Source organism: Advenella sp. FME57 (genome assembly GCF_014897675.1).
Taxonomy (GTDB): Bacteria; Pseudomonadota; Gammaproteobacteria; order Burkholderiales; family Burkholderiaceae_B; genus Advenella.
On sequence record NZ_JABUXU010000009.1, the window covers coordinates 26822 to 42605 of the forward strand.

12 protein-coding genes are annotated in these 15784 nt (G+C 56.1%); 6 read left to right on the top strand and 6 right to left on the bottom strand.

Annotated features, from left to right (window positions below; all coding sequences use genetic code 11):
- Position 1: 1 nt before the first annotated feature.
- Positions 2 to 316 carry a hypothetical protein gene (locus tag INT32_RS11685; RefSeq protein WP_193088915.1) on the bottom strand — a complete coding sequence of 105 codons (315 nt, stop codon included), beginning with the start codon at positions 314 to 316 and terminating at the stop codon, positions 2 to 4.
- A gap of 303 nt (positions 317 to 619) precedes the next feature.
- On the opposite strand from INT32_RS11685, the gene INT32_RS11690 reads away from it, so the two are divergent.
- The 5 genes from INT32_RS11690 to INT32_RS11710 all read left to right on the top strand — a co-directional run bounded on the left by INT32_RS11690 (position 620) and on the right by INT32_RS11710 (position 8835).
- On the top strand, positions 620 to 1756 hold the full coding sequence (locus tag INT32_RS11690; RefSeq protein WP_193088916.1) for an exonuclease SbcCD subunit D: 1137 nt from the start codon (positions 620 to 622) through the stop codon (positions 1754 to 1756).
- Positions 1757 to 4837 carry an AAA family ATPase gene (locus INT32_RS11695; RefSeq protein WP_193088917.1) on the top strand — a complete coding sequence of 1027 codons (3081 nt, stop codon included), beginning with the start codon at positions 1757 to 1759 and terminating at the stop codon, positions 4835 to 4837.
- Positions 4838 to 5095: 258 nt separating this feature from the next.
- Positions 5096 to 5782 (top strand): response regulator transcription factor, encoded by a 687-nt coding sequence (locus INT32_RS11700; RefSeq protein WP_193088918.1) that lies wholly within the window; start codon positions 5096 to 5098, stop codon positions 5780 to 5782.
- A 66-nt stretch (positions 5783 to 5848) separates the two neighbouring features.
- Positions 5849 to 6955, top strand: a complete 1107-nt coding sequence (locus tag INT32_RS11705; protein ID WP_193088919.1) for a HAMP domain-containing sensor histidine kinase — start codon at positions 5849 to 5851, stop codon at positions 6953 to 6955.
- Positions 6955 to 8835, top strand: coding sequence for a potassium transporter Kup (locus tag INT32_RS11710; protein ID WP_193088920.1), 1881 nt, complete (start codon positions 6955 to 6957; stop codon positions 8833 to 8835). Before INT32_RS11705 ends, INT32_RS11710 begins: the two co-directional genes overlap by 1 nt.
- Before the next feature lie 353 nt (positions 8836 to 9188).
- On the opposite strand, the gene INT32_RS11715 is transcribed toward INT32_RS11710, so the two are convergent.
- Both INT32_RS11715 and argF read right to left on the bottom strand, forming a co-directional pair.
- Positions 9189 to 10409, bottom strand: coding sequence for an argininosuccinate synthase (locus INT32_RS11715; RefSeq protein WP_193088921.1), 1221 nt, complete (start codon positions 10407 to 10409; stop codon positions 9189 to 9191).
- Between the two features lie 194 nt (positions 10410 to 10603).
- Positions 10604 to 11554, bottom strand: a complete 951-nt coding sequence (gene argF / locus INT32_RS11720) for an ornithine carbamoyltransferase (protein ID WP_193088922.1) — start codon at positions 11552 to 11554, stop codon at positions 10604 to 10606.
- Positions 11555 to 11846: 292 nt separating this feature from the next.
- On the opposite strand from argF, the gene INT32_RS22155 reads away from it, so the two are divergent.
- Positions 11847 to 12146 carry a DUF3579 domain-containing protein gene (locus INT32_RS22155; protein WP_014751133.1) on the top strand — a complete coding sequence of 100 codons (300 nt, stop codon included), beginning with the start codon at positions 11847 to 11849 and terminating at the stop codon, positions 12144 to 12146.
- A 723-nt stretch (positions 12147 to 12869) separates the two neighbouring features.
- Here INT32_RS22155 and rpsT read toward each other — a convergent pair.
- The 3 genes from rpsT to INT32_RS11740 all read right to left on the bottom strand — a co-directional run bounded on the left by rpsT (position 12870) and on the right by INT32_RS11740 (position 15781).
- Positions 12870 to 13136: a 30S ribosomal protein S20 gene (rpsT, locus tag INT32_RS11730; protein ID WP_193088923.1), complete on the bottom strand. Its 267-nt coding sequence runs from the start codon at positions 13134 to 13136 to the stop codon at positions 12870 to 12872.
- Between the two features lie 190 nt (positions 13137 to 13326).
- On the bottom strand, positions 13327 to 14940 hold the full coding sequence (gene murJ, locus INT32_RS11735) for a murein biosynthesis integral membrane protein MurJ (protein ID WP_193088924.1): 1614 nt from the start codon (positions 14938 to 14940) through the stop codon (positions 13327 to 13329).
- Between the two features lie 82 nt (positions 14941 to 15022).
- Positions 15023 to 15781, bottom strand: a complete 759-nt coding sequence (locus INT32_RS11740) for a 3-hydroxyacyl-CoA dehydrogenase (RefSeq protein ID WP_193088925.1) — start codon at positions 15779 to 15781, stop codon at positions 15023 to 15025.
- Positions 15782 to 15784 lie beyond the last annotated feature (3 nt).

The window sequence follows — 15784 nt, forward strand, 5'->3', positions numbered from 1 at the left end:
GTCAACCTGGTGTTACGTTCTTTTGCAGGACAGTGAGCAACGAGGCGGCAACGTGCTTCAGGTCGTGGTTCAGCGGCGTAACGTCGAGTTCGAAGCGGCCGGCCTTACGTAAATGCCGGCGCAGTTGTTGCAAAAATTCGATATCAAAAATGTAGGCGGTAGAGCCTGGGCTGTACTGTACTGCACAATCCTGAGGATTGACATAGCAGTTGCCGGTGGGGTCGATGTGCGAGGCCTGGTTACTATCCACAATGATTTTGACGGCGTTGCCGGCAGTGGATGCAAAAGATGATGGGGATGGGGCAGAAATACTCATTGAGCGCTCCTGTTTAGCTGGTTTGACCGAATGTCGGGGCAGCAAGTTGGACTAAATTCCCCCATACAGGGCTTCGTCAGAAGGCCTGTAATGAATTTATATTATTGCAGGCGGTATCCGGCTGTCAACCCATTAGACGCTAATCGCCAAAATTAGTAGCGTACAAATGCAGGGATGATAAAGGCTCACTGACAGGATAAGATAGAGCCTGTCGGCTGTGCTGTTCCTGAACATATCGGGCTTCGGCGCGGCGCCCGGCTGGGTAGCCCGGTCATTTTTTCCTTTCTTGCGTTGTTGTGCTTCATGAAATTTATCCATACCTCCGACTGGCACCTGGGTCGTTCGCTGTGCAATCACCCGTTGCTGGATGATCAGGCCCATGTTCTGCAGCAAATTGCAGACTATGCCCAGCAGCATCAGGCAGATGCGCTGGTGATTGCCGGTGATGTATACGATCGTGCAGTCCCACCTGCGGGCGCCGTGCGACTGTTGAATGATTTTCTGAATCGCATGCACGGCCTGAATATTCCAGTTGTGATTATTCCCGGGAACCACGACAGTGCTGACCGGCTGGGTTTTGCCGCGACCCCATTGAACGCATCCGGTGTGCATATCATTGCCGACTACGAGCAAATGCTGCAGCCGGTTATGGTCAAGACGCAAATGGGGCCGTTGTATTTTCATGGCATTCCCTATACGGATCCGATACAGGTACGGGTGTTTGCCCAGGAACCCATTGACAGCTATGAACAGGCGCACCGGTATCTGATTGAGCGAATTGCCCGAAACAAACCGGCCCAGGGCGTTCATGTCCTGATCAGCCACTGCTTTCTGGCAGGAAGCCAGGAAAGCGAATCCGAACGCCCGCTGGCTGTCGGCGGCGCCGACCAGGTTCCTGCTGCGTTGTTCGAGGGTTTTGCCTACGTGGCGCTGGGCCATCTGCATGGGCCTCAGGCATTTCGGCAGGGGCGCATACGCTACAGCGGCTCGCCGCTCAAGTACAGTTTTTCCGAAGAAAAACACAAGAAAGGCGTGCTGCTGGTTGACATCGATCAGGACGGCGTCGCCGCGGCTACGCCGTTGCCGCTGTATCCGCGACATGAAGTGCGCACCATCGAAGGCAAGCTGGACGACCTGGTTCGTGCAGCACAGACCGACGCACATTGCGACGACTATTTGCTTGCCCGGCTGACCGATGATCACGCGATTCTTGACCCCATGGGGAAACTGCGAGCGGTATATCCGAATTTGCTGCAAATGGAAAAACCCCAACTTTACCAGGACGAGACTGGGCCGCTGATGTCAGCCGCCAGGCTGCGCCGTGATGAGTTTTCACTGTTCAGCGACTTTTTTGAACAGGTCAGCGGGCAGCCCATGACGCAGGCGCAAAGCACAGCCATGCAGAGTGTGGTCGATAATGTATTGAAAAGGGAAGCATAAATGGTTCCCTTGTATTTGCATCTGCAGGCCTTCGGGCCATTTGCCGGCGAGCAGAAGCTCGATTTCACGCAGCTGGGGCCTAATCCGCTGTTTCTGATTAACGGCCCAACCGGGGCCGGCAAAAGCACGTTGCTCGATGCCATCTGTTTTGCCCTGTACGGGGAGACCACGGGCGATGAAAAAGACCCGCGTTCGCTGCGTTCGGACCTGGCCGATCCTGCGACAGTGGCACGCGTGGTTTTTGGCTTCCGGCTTGGCGGCAAGGTATACGAAATCCAGCGCCAGCCTGCACAGCGGGTACCCAAAACCCGGGGCAGCGGCCTGAGGGAGATCGGCACTGAAGGCGTCATGCTTGATCTGACCGACGCCACGCCGAAGGTGCTTGTTGCCAAAAAAGCCGGGCAGATTACTGATTATGTAGAAAGCCTCACCGGGTTGAAAGCCGAACAGTTTCGCAAGGTGATGGTATTGCCGCAGGGCAAGTTTCGCGAACTGCTGCTGGAAACGTCGCTCAAGCGCGAAGCCCTGTTTGCGCAGCTGTTCCAGACCGACGTCTTCCGGCAGATCGAACTGCAATTGCAGGAACGGGCCAAAGATATCCGTACTCGTCGCGAGGCCAATGAGCTGCAGATAGCCGGATTGCTTGAACAGGCCGATATCGCAGACGAAAAGCAACTTGCCCCCGACATTGCCGAACTAACTGGCGCAGAAGCGTTGGCAAAAAGCCGTCGCACCGACGCGGTCGATCTGCATATGCGCGCTCAGCGCAAGATCGAAGAGGCCCGGCGGATACGCGCGCAGTTCGAGCAACGCGATGCGCTGACCGTACAACTGGCACAGCTGGATCAGCGCCAGGCCGCTATCGGCGGGCAGGAAAGCGCGTTACGCCAGGCCCGTGCTGCGGCACAGTTGCGGCAATTGCATGATAGCGCCGATCAAATCAGCCAGCGGTTGACGCAGACCCAGGCGCGCCTGGCCGACAGCCAGTCGCGACTTGAGACGCTCACGCAGCAGCTGGCGCAGGAGAAAGCAGACCAGGTAACCCACGCCATCGCCTACGAGCAAACCGCTGCGCTCAATGTCGAACGCAGCCGCTTGCAGGCGCTCTTTCCCAAGGCGCAGGAGTGGCATCGCCAGCAGCAGCGGTTAGTTACGCTAAATGCAGATCTGACCCAGGCGCGCCTTGCGCTACAGGCCCGGACGGCAGAGCAGCAAGCCAGGCTTGAGCGCGTGGCGGACATGAAGCAAGAGCACAAGGCATTACAAGCGCTGGTGGCGACATTGCCAGACCAGAGTGTAGCGGTCACGCACAACAAGGTGCGCCTGAGCGAATGGCTGGCCTGTGATGCTCTGGCCGGGCGTTTGAAGGCGCTGCGCGACGATCAGGCAGAAGCGGTGAACGAGCAGGGCCACCTGCAGCAGGCCTTGCGGTCAGCCCAGCGCGAACAGGACCGTCTGGAACTGGCCTGGCATCAGAGTCAGGCCAGCCGGCTGGCTGCCCGCTTGCAGCAAGGGCTGCCATGCCCGGTATGTGGCAGTGTGTCTCATCCGGCACCGGCGCCTTCGGATGGCCATGAGATCAGCGACCAGATGCTGCGCCAGGCCAGGCAGCAGGTACAGGCGGCAGGACAGCGCCTGGCTGCCCACGAGGCCCGGGTGGCACAACTGGCGCGTCAGTGCGGCGAAGGGCAGATCGAGCTGGATCAGCGCCGGCAAGCACTGGGACAAGATGCGCACTCGGACCTGACGCAATTGCAAAGCAGATTCGAGGAACAGGAGAAACAACTGCAGGCGTGCCTGAACGCGCGCCAAAAGCTGGATGAGGGCCTGCGCCTGCTGGCGACGCTGGAACAGGATCAATATACGCAGGAACAGACCCTGGCAGAGCTTCGTACGCGTCTTCAGACATTGAGCGTGACACACGGCAGCCAGCAGGCGACATTGCACATGCTTGAGCAGGAACTGCCGGAGCACGGTCGTTCCGAAGCCCAACTGCGTTTGCAGATCGACGGGTTGACGCGGCAGATTGAAGACCTGACCCAGGCATGGCGTCAGGCCGAGAACACGGTTCGGCAGCGACAGGACCAGATTCTGGGTTTGCAGTCTACGATCACTGCGCTGCGGGAGCAACTGGCGCAGGATAATCAGCTTCATGTGGCTGCGATGCATAAGTACGAGCACGCCTTGCAGCACAGCGAGTTTGCCGGCACCGGCAACTGGCAGGCCGCACAACGGGATGAGGCACAATGTGCGGCGCTGCAAAGTGCGATAGACGGTTATTACGAAGAGCTGCATCAGACTCGAGGGCGGTACGCCGAACTGGGCAAGGCGCTCGATGGCCTGGTTCAGCCTGATCTTGAGCAATGTCTACGCGAGGAACAGGTCGCTGCCACCATGGCCCAGCAAGCCGAGCAGGCCTGGCAGCAGATCCGTGATCGTCTGTTGGCACTCACCACCTTGCAGGACCGGCTGGTAAAAATCAGAACAAGCAGTGCGGCGCTGGATGAAGAGTATGCGGTGTATGGCACGCTCAGCGATGTTGCTTCCGGACGCCAGGGCAGCAAAGTCAGCCTGCAGCGTTTCGTGCTGAGCGTGCTGCTGGATGATGTGCTGATCGGCGCATCGCTGCGTCTTCGTAAAATGAGTCGCGGGCGCTATCAACTGATTCGTCGTGAACAGGCCGGTCGCGGCGCCTCGGGTCTGGATCTGGATGTCATGGATGAGTACACGGGTCAGCAGCGCGCCGTTGCAACGCTGTCCGGCGGCGAGTCTTTCATGGCCGCACTGGCGCTGGCCCTGGGCTTGTCTGACGTCGTGCAAGCCTATGCTGGCGGGATTCGCCTTGATACCCTGTTCATTGACGAGGGATTCGGTAGCCTGGATGCCGAGTCGCTGGAGCTGGCCATACGAACGCTCATCGATCTGCAGGCAGGAGGCAGAACCATCGGCATTATCTCTCATGTTAGTGAGCTCAAAGAACAGATGTCGTTGCGAGTGGACGTTATTCCACATGTGTCGGGCAGCCGGATTCGTGTACAGGCGCCCGGAATTGTCGATACACAATTGTTGCACAGCAAATGACCGGACGTACCGGGCGATACTGCGCGTACCCGGTAACCAGGCGGCACTGTACCGCTGTCTATATGTGGCACGAGGCTTGCCAGCCGTCTTGAGTGCCAGGTCCGTCGGCTGCTCACTTGCGCGGGTGCACAAAAAATCAAAAGCAGCCGGGCAAAATTGAGTAGAATAATGGTCTGGTCTCAATTTAAGTGATTGAAATTTCAGCTTTTTGTCAGAAAGTTGGGCATAGCGGACCGTTAAACAACAGGCAGAATCAATATGCGAATTTTAGTAATCGAAGATGACAATATTCTGGGTTCAGCCCTGCAAGAGTTTTTGCGCGAACAGGGATATGCAGTCGACTGGGTGTCCAACGGAAGCCAGGTCTTTGGCGCGGTTTCAGGTCAGGTGTACCAATTGCTTATCCTTGACCTGAATTTGCCGGATATGAACGGGCTGGAGGTGCTCAAGCAATTACGGGTGCAGGGACATCAGGAACCGACGCTGATTCTGACTGCCCGCGATGATGTTGAAGACCGGGTTGCCGGACTTGACGCAGGCGCAGATGATTACGTGACCAAGCCGTTTGAGCTGTCCGAGCTTGCTGCCCGGGTGCGTACCTTTGCGCGGCGCCAGTCCGGCCAGTCCAGTCCGGTCATAGAAGTGGGGCCGCTGCAGTTTGACACTGTGGGTCGCGAAGTGCGTGTCCATGGCGAGCGGCTGAACCTGTCGGTGCGTGAATTGTCAGTGCTCGAAATGCTGATGGCCCGCCCAGGTAGAGTGGTCACCAAGCGTCAGATCGTCAATTCGCTTTCGGCCTGGGATGCCGATTTCAGTGAAAATGCGGTCGAAGTCTATGTATACCGTCTGCGCAAGCGCCTGGAGGGCACCGGTACGTCAATCCAGACCGTACGTGGGTTTGGCTATCTTCTTGAAATCGATGATGCGGCTGTCACCACGGCCTGAGAATACGTTGAACCAGCTGGGGCGATGCTCTAGAATCTGCGCCAGGACTTCCTTTTCTCTTATTCCATGACCAATCCCAAACGTGGCGGTGCCCGGCGCAGCAGTTCCTTTCTTCAGAAAGGTTCCTTGTTTCGTCATCTGATCATCCGCCTGATCCCGGCCCTGCTAGTTCTCATTATTCTTGATTTCAGCGCAACCCTGTTGATTATGCAGGATGCGCTTGATTGGGTTGTCAAGGATATTTTCATTGTCATTATCATTGGGCAACTGCTGCTGGTGGCACTGTTTGCCTGGCTGGTCTTCTATGGGGTGCGCTCGGGGTTGCGTTCGGTCAATATGCTGGCCGGAGAGATTTCCCAGCGCTCCGAAGAGGATCTGCAACCTATTGAATTGCACAACGTGCCCACCGAGCTGCTGCCCTTGCTGGATCGCCTGAATGATTTGTTGCGCAAGCTGGACGAGTCTCTGGTGGCCCAGCGTCGCTTTATCGGCCACGCGGCGCATCAGTTTCGCACGCCTTTGGCGGGCCTGCGCCTGGAGTCGGAGCTGATGCTGGCGCGCGCACTGCCCGACGATGTAAGGGAGCGTGCCGAGCGAATCAAAACCATCAGCAATCGCCTTATTCACCTGGGGCAGCAGTTGCTGGTGCTGGCCAGGGCCGATCCGGGCATTCGTCCCCAGGATGTTTTTACAAAAATCAATTTATGCGAATGGGTGCAGAACGCCGGCCTGGAATGGGTGCCCAAGACGCGGCAGCATGGGGTTGATCTTTTTCTGGATGCCCCCGACACTGCGGTATGGATAGACGGGGATGTATTGCTGCTGGAAGAGTTGTTGGGCAACCTGATCGACAATGTGCTCAAGTATGCCCAGGGGGCAAGTAATATTACGCTGACCGTGGGATCCAATCCGCCATCGCTCACCGTGCGTGATGATGGTTGCGGCATTGATCCCGATGATGCGGCACAGATTTTCGATGCATTTTACCGGTCCCCCAAGGCAGATGCCACAGGAACCGGTCTGGGCCTGACCATCGTGCGCGAAATTACCCGAGCCCACGGCGCCTGGTGGAGTCTGCTGAGCCGGCCGCAAATTCAGGGTACGCAGATTACCGTGATTTTTCCCGGACCGCGTATCGGCACCCGGCTTACCCGTTCAAAGGTTGATAAATAATGCAGCAGGACTCGAAGAAATCCCCTGGCGCCGGCATGCTGCTTGGTGCCCTGGGGGTGGTCTATGGTGATATTGGCACCAGCCCGCTGTATACCATCCAGGCCAGCCTGAACGGCGCCGGCGTTGGCGTGGGTCAGGATTCCGTAATGGGTATCCTGTCCATCCTGTTCTGGCTGGTCATGATCGTGGTCTCGGTAAAATATGTCATTCTTGTGCTGCGCGCCGACAATAAGGGCGAGGGCGGGGTGCTGGCGCTTATGGAACTGGCGATCCGCAACATCAAACCCGGGTATCGGCCTATCCTGCTGGTACTCGGCATTTTCGGTGCCTGCCTGTTCTATGGTGACAGTGTTATCACCCCGGCCATTTCGGTGCTGTCGGCGCTGGAGGGCATCAGTGTTGTTTCGGACCGGCTTGATCACTGGATTCTACCCCTATCGATCATCATCATGATTGGCTTGTTCATGATCCAGTCTCACGGGACCGGGCTGGTCGGGCGTCTGTTCGGGCCGATCATGTTTGTCTGGTTTCTCGCGCTGGGATTGCTGGGTATCTGGAATATCATCGACAATCCAGTGGTGTTGCTGGCGCTTGAACCGATATATGCCTTGCGCTTCATCATCAATGACCCGGCGCACAGTTTTCTGCTGCTTGGGTATGTTGTGCTTGCGCTGACTGGTGCTGAAGCGCTCTATGCCGATATGGGTCATTTCGGACGACCGGCCATCAGCCGGGCCTGGTTCTGGTTTGTGTTGCCTGCCTTGCTGCTTTGTTATTTCGGTCAGGGCGCCATGGTGATTCAGAATCCCGCCGCCGCGAAAAATCCGTTCTTCATGTCTGTGCCGGTCTGGGGGCAAATTCCCATGGTCATTCTGGCGACCATGGCAACCATCATTGCCTCTCAGGCTGTCATTTCGGGCGCGTTTTCGGTCACGCGGCAGGCAGTGCAGATCGGTCTGTGGCCACGCATGGAAATACTGCATACTTCAAGCGAAGAAGAAGGGCAGATTTACATGCCGCGCGTCAATGGGCTGCTCTTTGTTGCTGTGATCGTTCTTGTGCTGGTGTTCCAGAGTTCTGAAAAACTTGCTCATGCATACGGCTTTGCTGTGACTGGTACGATGCTGATTACGTCGATTCTGGCCTTCAGTGTGATGCCCGGCATGTATAAGGGGTTTCGTCGGACCTTTATTTACGTGCTGCTCTGCATTTTTCTGATTATTGACGTGCTGCTGTTTTCGGCCAATGCCATCAAGATCGAAGAGGGCGGCTGGCTGCCATTGCTCATTGCGTTGGGGTTGTTTACGCTGATGATGACTTGGCGCAAGGGACGCGAAAGGCTCGACAGGATTGATATTGACGAGGCGCAGCAACTTAAGCCGTTTCTGAATATGCTGTTGCACGATACTGTGCCCCGCGTTCCGGGCACGGCGGTATTCATGCATTCGAATCCGCAGCGTGTGCCATCAGCCCTGTTGCATAATCTGAAGCACAACAAGGTATTGCATGAGCAATTGGTCTTTTTGTCGGTGAAAAGCGCCGATGTGCCTTTTATCTCGCAGGAGGAGAGGTTTGTGATTTCCGAGGTCGACGCTAATGCCTGGCAGGTCACGGCGACCTATGGGTTCAAGCAGGAACCCAATGTACCCGAAGTGCTCGAGCAGGTTCATGCAGCACATCCGCAGATTGATTTGTCGCCGATGGTGGTGTCCTATTTCATGTCGCGCCAGACCATCATGGTGTCAAACCGTGCGCCATTGATCAAGCGCTACCGCCGCAGGCTATTTGCCTTTATGTCCCGCAACGCAGCGCGCAGTACGCGTTTTTACAAGATTCCGCCCAATCGGGTGATTGAAATGGGCATACAGGTCGAACTGTAGCCTGGCATATCCGGTCTCACATACCCGGGTGCTTGCGGCAATACCAACAGGCAAACGCGGCAACGCTGCAACGACTACGCGGTCGCAACTACCTTGCAAGGCAGCAATGGCCTGACAGCGCAGCGAGGAGGTGCAGGGTACCTAACGACGTAGCATGGCACCTAACGACGTAACATGGCATTAAACGACGTAACAAGGGACAGAGCCTGCCGCTCACGCTTGCACGCCGGCAGCCCCTTCGGTATATGTACTGCGCTTTTTGTTGGCAATCGCCCGGCTGCTCCGGGCAATCGTGCAGATAAAACAAAACCGCCGGCAAAGCCGGCGGTCAGTTCATAACAGGGCGCAGTAATTTATTTACGGCCAGCTGTGGTTTCAATGCGCATACGCAGCGCGTTCAGCTTGATGAAGCCACCCGCGTCCGCCTGGTTGTATGCACCACCATCATCGTCAAAGGTAGCAATGGTTTTGTCAAACAAGGTATCTTTTGAATCACGGGCGACGGTGTAAACATTGCCTTTGTATAGTTTCAGGCGTACCCAGCCATTGACGAACTGTTGAGAGTGATCAATCAGCACCTGCAGCGCCTTGCGCTCCGGAGACCACCAATATCCGTTATAGACCAAAGCTGCATAGCGGGGCATCAGGTCGTCTTTCAGATGGGCGACTTCGCGGTCAAGGGTAATGGACTCGATGGCGCGATGTCCGCGCAGCATGATGGTGCCACCCGGTGTTTCGTAACATCCGCGGGACTTCATGCCGACATAGCGGTTTTCGACCAGGTCAAGACGGCCGATGCCATGCTTGCCACCCAGTTCGTTCAGTCTGGTCAGCACCTGGGCCGGCGTGAGCTTTTCGCCGTTGATGCCGACGATATCGCCGCGTTCGTATTCCAGATCCACATATTCCGGGGTATCGGGAGCCTGTTCGGGAGAGACCGTCCAGCGCCACATGCTTTCTTCGGCTTCGGCCTTGGGGTCTTCCAGATGGCGGCCTTCGAAGCTGATATGCAGCAGATTGGCGTCCATGGAATAGGGTGCGCCCCCATTCTTGTGTTTCATGTCGATTTCGATGCCTGCTTTTTCAGCGTAGGACAGCAGTTTTTCGCGCGACAGCAGGTCCCACTCGCGCCATGGCGCAATAACCTTGATGGCGGGGTTCAGCGCGTAATAGCCCAGTTCGAAACGAACCTGGTCGTTGCCTTTGCCGGTTGCGCCATGTGATACGGAATCGGCGCCGACCTGATTGGCAATTTCGATCTGGCGTTTGGCGATCAGCGGACGGGCAATGGAGGTGCCCAGCAAATATTCGCCTTCGTATACTGCATTGGCGCGAAACATGGGGAAAACGAAATCACGCACGAATTCTTCGCGCAAATCGTCAATAAAAATGTTCTCGGGCTTGATGCCGAATTTTTCAGCCTTGCGGCGTGCGGGCTCAAGCTCTTCGCCTTGTCCGATATCGGCGGTAAATGTAATGACTTCACACTGATAGGTATCTTGCAGCCATTTCAGAATGACAGAGGTATCAAGACCGCCGGAGTAGGCGAGAACAACTTTTTTGACTTCGCTCATTAGGAACTCGTATATTTAGCAGGTTGTGAGAAATAGCTCGGATGTCGGGCTGAGGCGGGCCGCCGGATGTCCGGCAGCGCGTAACACTGCATCAGGGGCTTGTGGCAGATATTGCCATGAAACCTTTGCTGCTGCGCGTGTTCAGATGCGACGCATAGACGGTATTTTAACGCGTTTCATGATTGCTGGCAGTCTCAGGCTTGTACGTCGGGCAATCGTCCGAGCAGCAGAAATTCCATCAGAGCCTTTTGTGCATGCAGACGGTTTTCAGCTTCGTCCCAGACGACACTTTGCGGGCCGTCAATCACCTCGCCGGTGACTTCTTCGCCACGGTGCGCAGGCAGGCAATGCATGAACAACGCGTCCGATTGCGCAGCCTGCATGAGCTGGCTGTTGACCTGCCAGTTTTTGAATGCACGTTTGCGTTTTTCGTTTTCTTCTTCGTAGCCCATACTGGTCCACACATCGGTGGTAACCAGACTGGCGCCGCGGCATGCGGCGGCCGGGTCGTCAAACTGTTCCAGCACATCGCTGGAAACGCCTGCAATCCGGTCTTCTTCGAGGCGGTAACCTTTAGGAGCCGAGACATGCATTTTGAACCCCAGCAATTGGGCTGCCTGAATCCAGGTATAGGCCATATTGTTGGCGTCGCCAATCCAGGCAACGGTTTTGCCCTTGATGGCGCCGCGATGCTCCATATAAGTCAGGATATCGGCCAGGATCTGGCAGGGATGAAATTCGTTGGTCAGTCCGTTGATGACCGGTACCCTCGAGTGGGCGGCAAAGCGCTCGATACGCGTCTGTTCAAAGGTACGAATCATGATGATATCGACCATCCGAGAAATCACGCGTGCCGTATCTTCTATCGGTTCGGCGCGACCCAGTTGCGAATCTGTGGTGGTCAGGTGAATCACCGAACCGCCCATTTGGTACATGCCGGCCTCAAACGATACTCGGGTGCGGGTGCTGGCTTTTTCAAAAACCATCGCCAGCGTACGATCGTGCAGCGGCATATGCGGCTCGTATCGCTTGAATTTGCTTTTGATGATCAGCGCGCGATTGAGCACGTAGAGGAGTTCGTCAGAAGTAAAGTCTTTGATCTGCAGGAAATGCCGCATCGGGCCGGTCGATTGCAAGGTTGTCATGGCAGGATGATTCAGTCGCTAACGTAAACAAATAAACAGGTAAACAAATAAAACAGAAAACCCGTAGTAAACAGGAAAAAGAAAAACAAAATATGGCTCCCGGCGGCACTCCGTGCAGGAGATGCCAGGCGATTGTCTTGAGAGGGAATGGGCGTGTTCCGGCACCGGGATATATCTGTTGTTTCTTTCATATAACCCGGCAAATTGCCGGTGCCGCCAGACGCTATCATATACAATTCTGTCTTTAGTATATCTTTGTTCTCTGACGGTTTTTATTGCAAGAGACTTTTTCTTGAAGATAATTGAAGTGCAACAATTAATTATCCACGGAGTGACCGAAGAAGGCCAGCGCTTTCGCCCGAGCGACTGGGCGGAAAGGCTCGCCGGCGTGATGTCGCACTTTCGCCCCGGCGGCAATGTTGGCCCGGGAAATCACATTACCTATTCGCCCTATGTTGTGCCCAATATCATTGATGGCGTCAAATGTGTGATTGTTGACTTTCGCCTGCGCGAACTCGAGCCCCTGGCCTGGAAATTTGTCGCTGACTTTGCCAAAGATAACAAGCTCAAAACGTCCGAACGGACACGCTGATTGTCTTTCGATTTCTCCCTTTTATTCCAGATTTGTCTGACCCGTTCTCGTAATTAGACCCACCCCTTTAGATAAGGGGGTGGATGCTGCGCGCGTAGCTTGTGGCCGGTTGGGTGTCGCATTATCCAGACAGCATCGGCGGTTTTTCCGGGGGATATCGGCGTATGTCCTGGCAGCGTCTGCGTATGTCATGTCAGTTTCTGAGCGCTGCGAGCGGAAAAATATCCGCAATGCGCACTGAGTGTGACGATGGTCGGGAGTGGGGTGCGGCAGACGAAGATAGCGATTTGCGTTCGTATTGCGAGCAAGTTGTCTGTAGGCAAATTGTACCGGTCGGCCTGGACACGGGCATGTGACGCATGGTCGGTCCGCGCAGGGCCTTTTTGCCAGGGGCCCGGGCGTATTTTGTATTCAATAAGTGTCGCAGCTGGTACGAAGTGGCTTGGGCCTCACGTTCCAGGAATCGTCAGGCGTGCATAGGCTGTCGCGAACGAAAACTGTTGGACAGAAAACGCAATTTAACTCAATGGCGAGGCAATGGCTTGGGGGCGTGAGCGTATATCGGTATATTACCGAAAGTCGACAAAGCATAAAGCGCGGCCTAAAGCCACGCTTTATGATTACCATTGACGCAAACCGTGAGGCTTGCCGGTATTTGGTGCGATGCGGCTGGTGCGCGCTATCGCTTATCCTGCCCCGGCAAGGTACTGCCAGAGATGCAGATCAGGCGCTGATTGAGCGGATTGCAGCAGACAGGCGGCTTTTGTGACGGGCAGCTTTGTTTTTATGGATGATTTTTTTGTCGGCTACGCGATCAATGACGCTGGTTGCCTTGGCAAACACTTCGTTTGCGGCAGTCTGGTCGCCGGCGTCAATTGCCTGACGTACGCGTTTGACAGACGTGCGCAGCAGTGAGCGCAGACTGGAGTTGTGTTTGTTACGAGCAACGGATTGACGTGCACGTTTGCGTGCTTGTGCAGTATTGGCCATGGTAGTTCTTTAATTAAGTTAATTCAGCAAAGTCTGGTAGTTTAGCATATTCATCGTGGTATGCAAGAAATCTGTGCAAAAACACTGGTTTACGCCGCATTTTTACAGATTTGTGCGCTTAGGACAACAACAATCCCGCGCTGGCGGCCCGTGATCCGATGTGTCGTGGTCGGCACGGGCATTGGCGCTGTCAGCGACGGCGCGTGAAATCGGCTGGCCGAAACCCCGCCAGGAACAGCGCAGCGAAGTAGACCAGCCCGCAGGAAACCAGCAGGGTAATCAATGTCAGCAGGCGCGACAGGGTAAAGGTCACATGCGCGGGCAATAGCTGCGCGAGTGCGCCGTTGATCCATGTGTTGATGGTGCCAGGAGTCAGGGCGGTCCAGCTCATATATTGCTGCAAAAACAGAATCCACAAGGCCAGTGCGACCACGGCGGGCGTCAGTCTTACGAAAAAAGCCAGCCATCCAGCGTGAGGCTGGTAAATGTTCTTGCGGCGCAGCCCCACCAGCAGGCATAGTGCGTTCACCGTCGCGCCCAGTCCGATGGACAGCGCAAGGCCGGCGTGGTGGATAAACGGGACAAAAATCAGATTCATGATTTGCGTAAAAATGAGTACGCCAATGGCGATTTTTACTGGTGTCCGAATGTCCTGTTTTGCGTAGAAACCAGGCGCCAGGATCTTGACGGCCAGAATGCCGATCAGCCCGACCGCATATGCCATGACCGACAGACGGGTTTGCTGTACGTCGGCGGCATTGAAGGCGCCATAATTGAACAGGGTGGCAACCAGCGCGTCCGAAGCCAGCGCCAGCCCCAGGGCGGCGGGCAATCCGAGCAGCAGTACCAGTTTCAGGCCCCAATCTAGCAGATGGCTATAGGCCTGAGTATCCTGTTTACTGTGTGCAGCCGACAGGCTGGGCAATAGCACTGTCCCCAGCGCAACCCCCAGCAGGGCGGTGGGAAATTCCATCAGCCGGTCGGCGAACGAGAGCCAGGTGACGCTGCCGGCGGGCAACCAGGTTGCAATATTGGTGTTGATCAGAATAGAGATCTGGGCGACCGACACGCCCAGTGTCGCCGGTCCCATCTGGCGGATGATCCTGCGCACCAGCGGATCGGCCCAGGCGTTTTTGACATTCAATGAAAACCGGGGAGTCAGTCCCAGCCTTGCCAGGGCTACCCATTGCATGATCAACTGGGCGACACCGCCAAGCATGACGCCTACAGCCAGGGCGTAAACGGGCGTGGTAAACATGTCCGTAAACAGCACGCAGGCCAAGATCATCGACAGATTGAGCAGGATGGGCGTGAACGCCGGGATGGCAAACCGGCTCCAGGTGTTGAGCACGGCAGAGGCAAAGGCGACCAGCGACATGCACAGGATATACGGGAACATCACCCGCGTCATCCATACAGCGGATTCAAACGCGGTATCAGTGGATGCGTGGGACATCCCGGTGGCCATCGCGGTAACAACCCATGGCGCAGCGATAATGCCCAGGACGGTGATCAGCATTAGCGCATAAAGCAGTACGATAAATACGTGATCCAGCAGCACCTTGACTTTGTCCTGGTCGTGCCGGTTACGCGCTTCGCCAAGAATCGGCACGAATGCCTGGGAGAAAGCGCCTTCCGCAAACAGGCGGCGCAACAGGTTGGGGATCCGGAATGCAACCCAGAACGCGTCGGTCAGCGGGCTGGCGCCGAAGGTTCGGGCAACCAGAATATCGCGGGCCAGGCCCGAGATGCGCGACAGCAAGGTAAGGCCGCTGATGGTGGCGGCAGACCGTAAAAGGCTCATGGAATTGTCAGAAAAAAACAAGGCACGTGAATATTACGCCTTTGGCGAACTCACGTGCCTGTGATCGGGATGACAGTAAAAATTATTTTGGCGCAAGCCGGATGGCGCCGTCAAGCCGAATGGTCTCGCCGTTGATCATTTCGTTGGTAATGATGCTATAGACCAATTTGGCGTAATCCTGCGGTGTTCCCAGGCGTGACGGAAAGGGGATGTTTGCCGCCAGCGAATCCTGCACTTCCTGGGGCATGCCAAAAATCATGGGCGTGCCGAAAATACCGGGAGCGATGGTGTTGCAGCGGATGCCGGAGCGGGCCAGATCGCGGGCAACGGGTAATGTCATGCCGACGACACCGGCTTTTGAGGCCGAATAGGCGGCCTGGCCGATCTGCCCTTCATAGGCAGCCACCGACGCCGTGTTGATGACGACGCCGCGCTCCCCTGTGGGTTCCGGCTCGTTGCTGTTCATGGCGTGTGCAGCCAGGCGCAACATGTTGAATGAACCGATCAGGTTCACAGCGATGACTTTCTGGAAAAGATCAAGGGGGTGCGGCCCGGTTTTGCCAACCGTACGCGAAGCAGGCGCGATGCCGGCGCAATTGATCAGGCCGACCAGCTTTCCGGCAGCCGTGGCGGCGTTCACGACGGCGCTCGCGTCTTCTTCAAGAGTAACGTCACAGTGTACGTATTGCTGGTTCAGTTCGCTGGCAAGCTGCTGGCCCGGCTCGTCCTGAACATCGGCAATAATAACCTGTGCACCTTGTTCGACCAGCATTCTTGCCGTGCCGGCGCCAAGGCCCGATGCACCGCCGGTGACGATAAAAACTTTATCCCTGATTTCCATTTA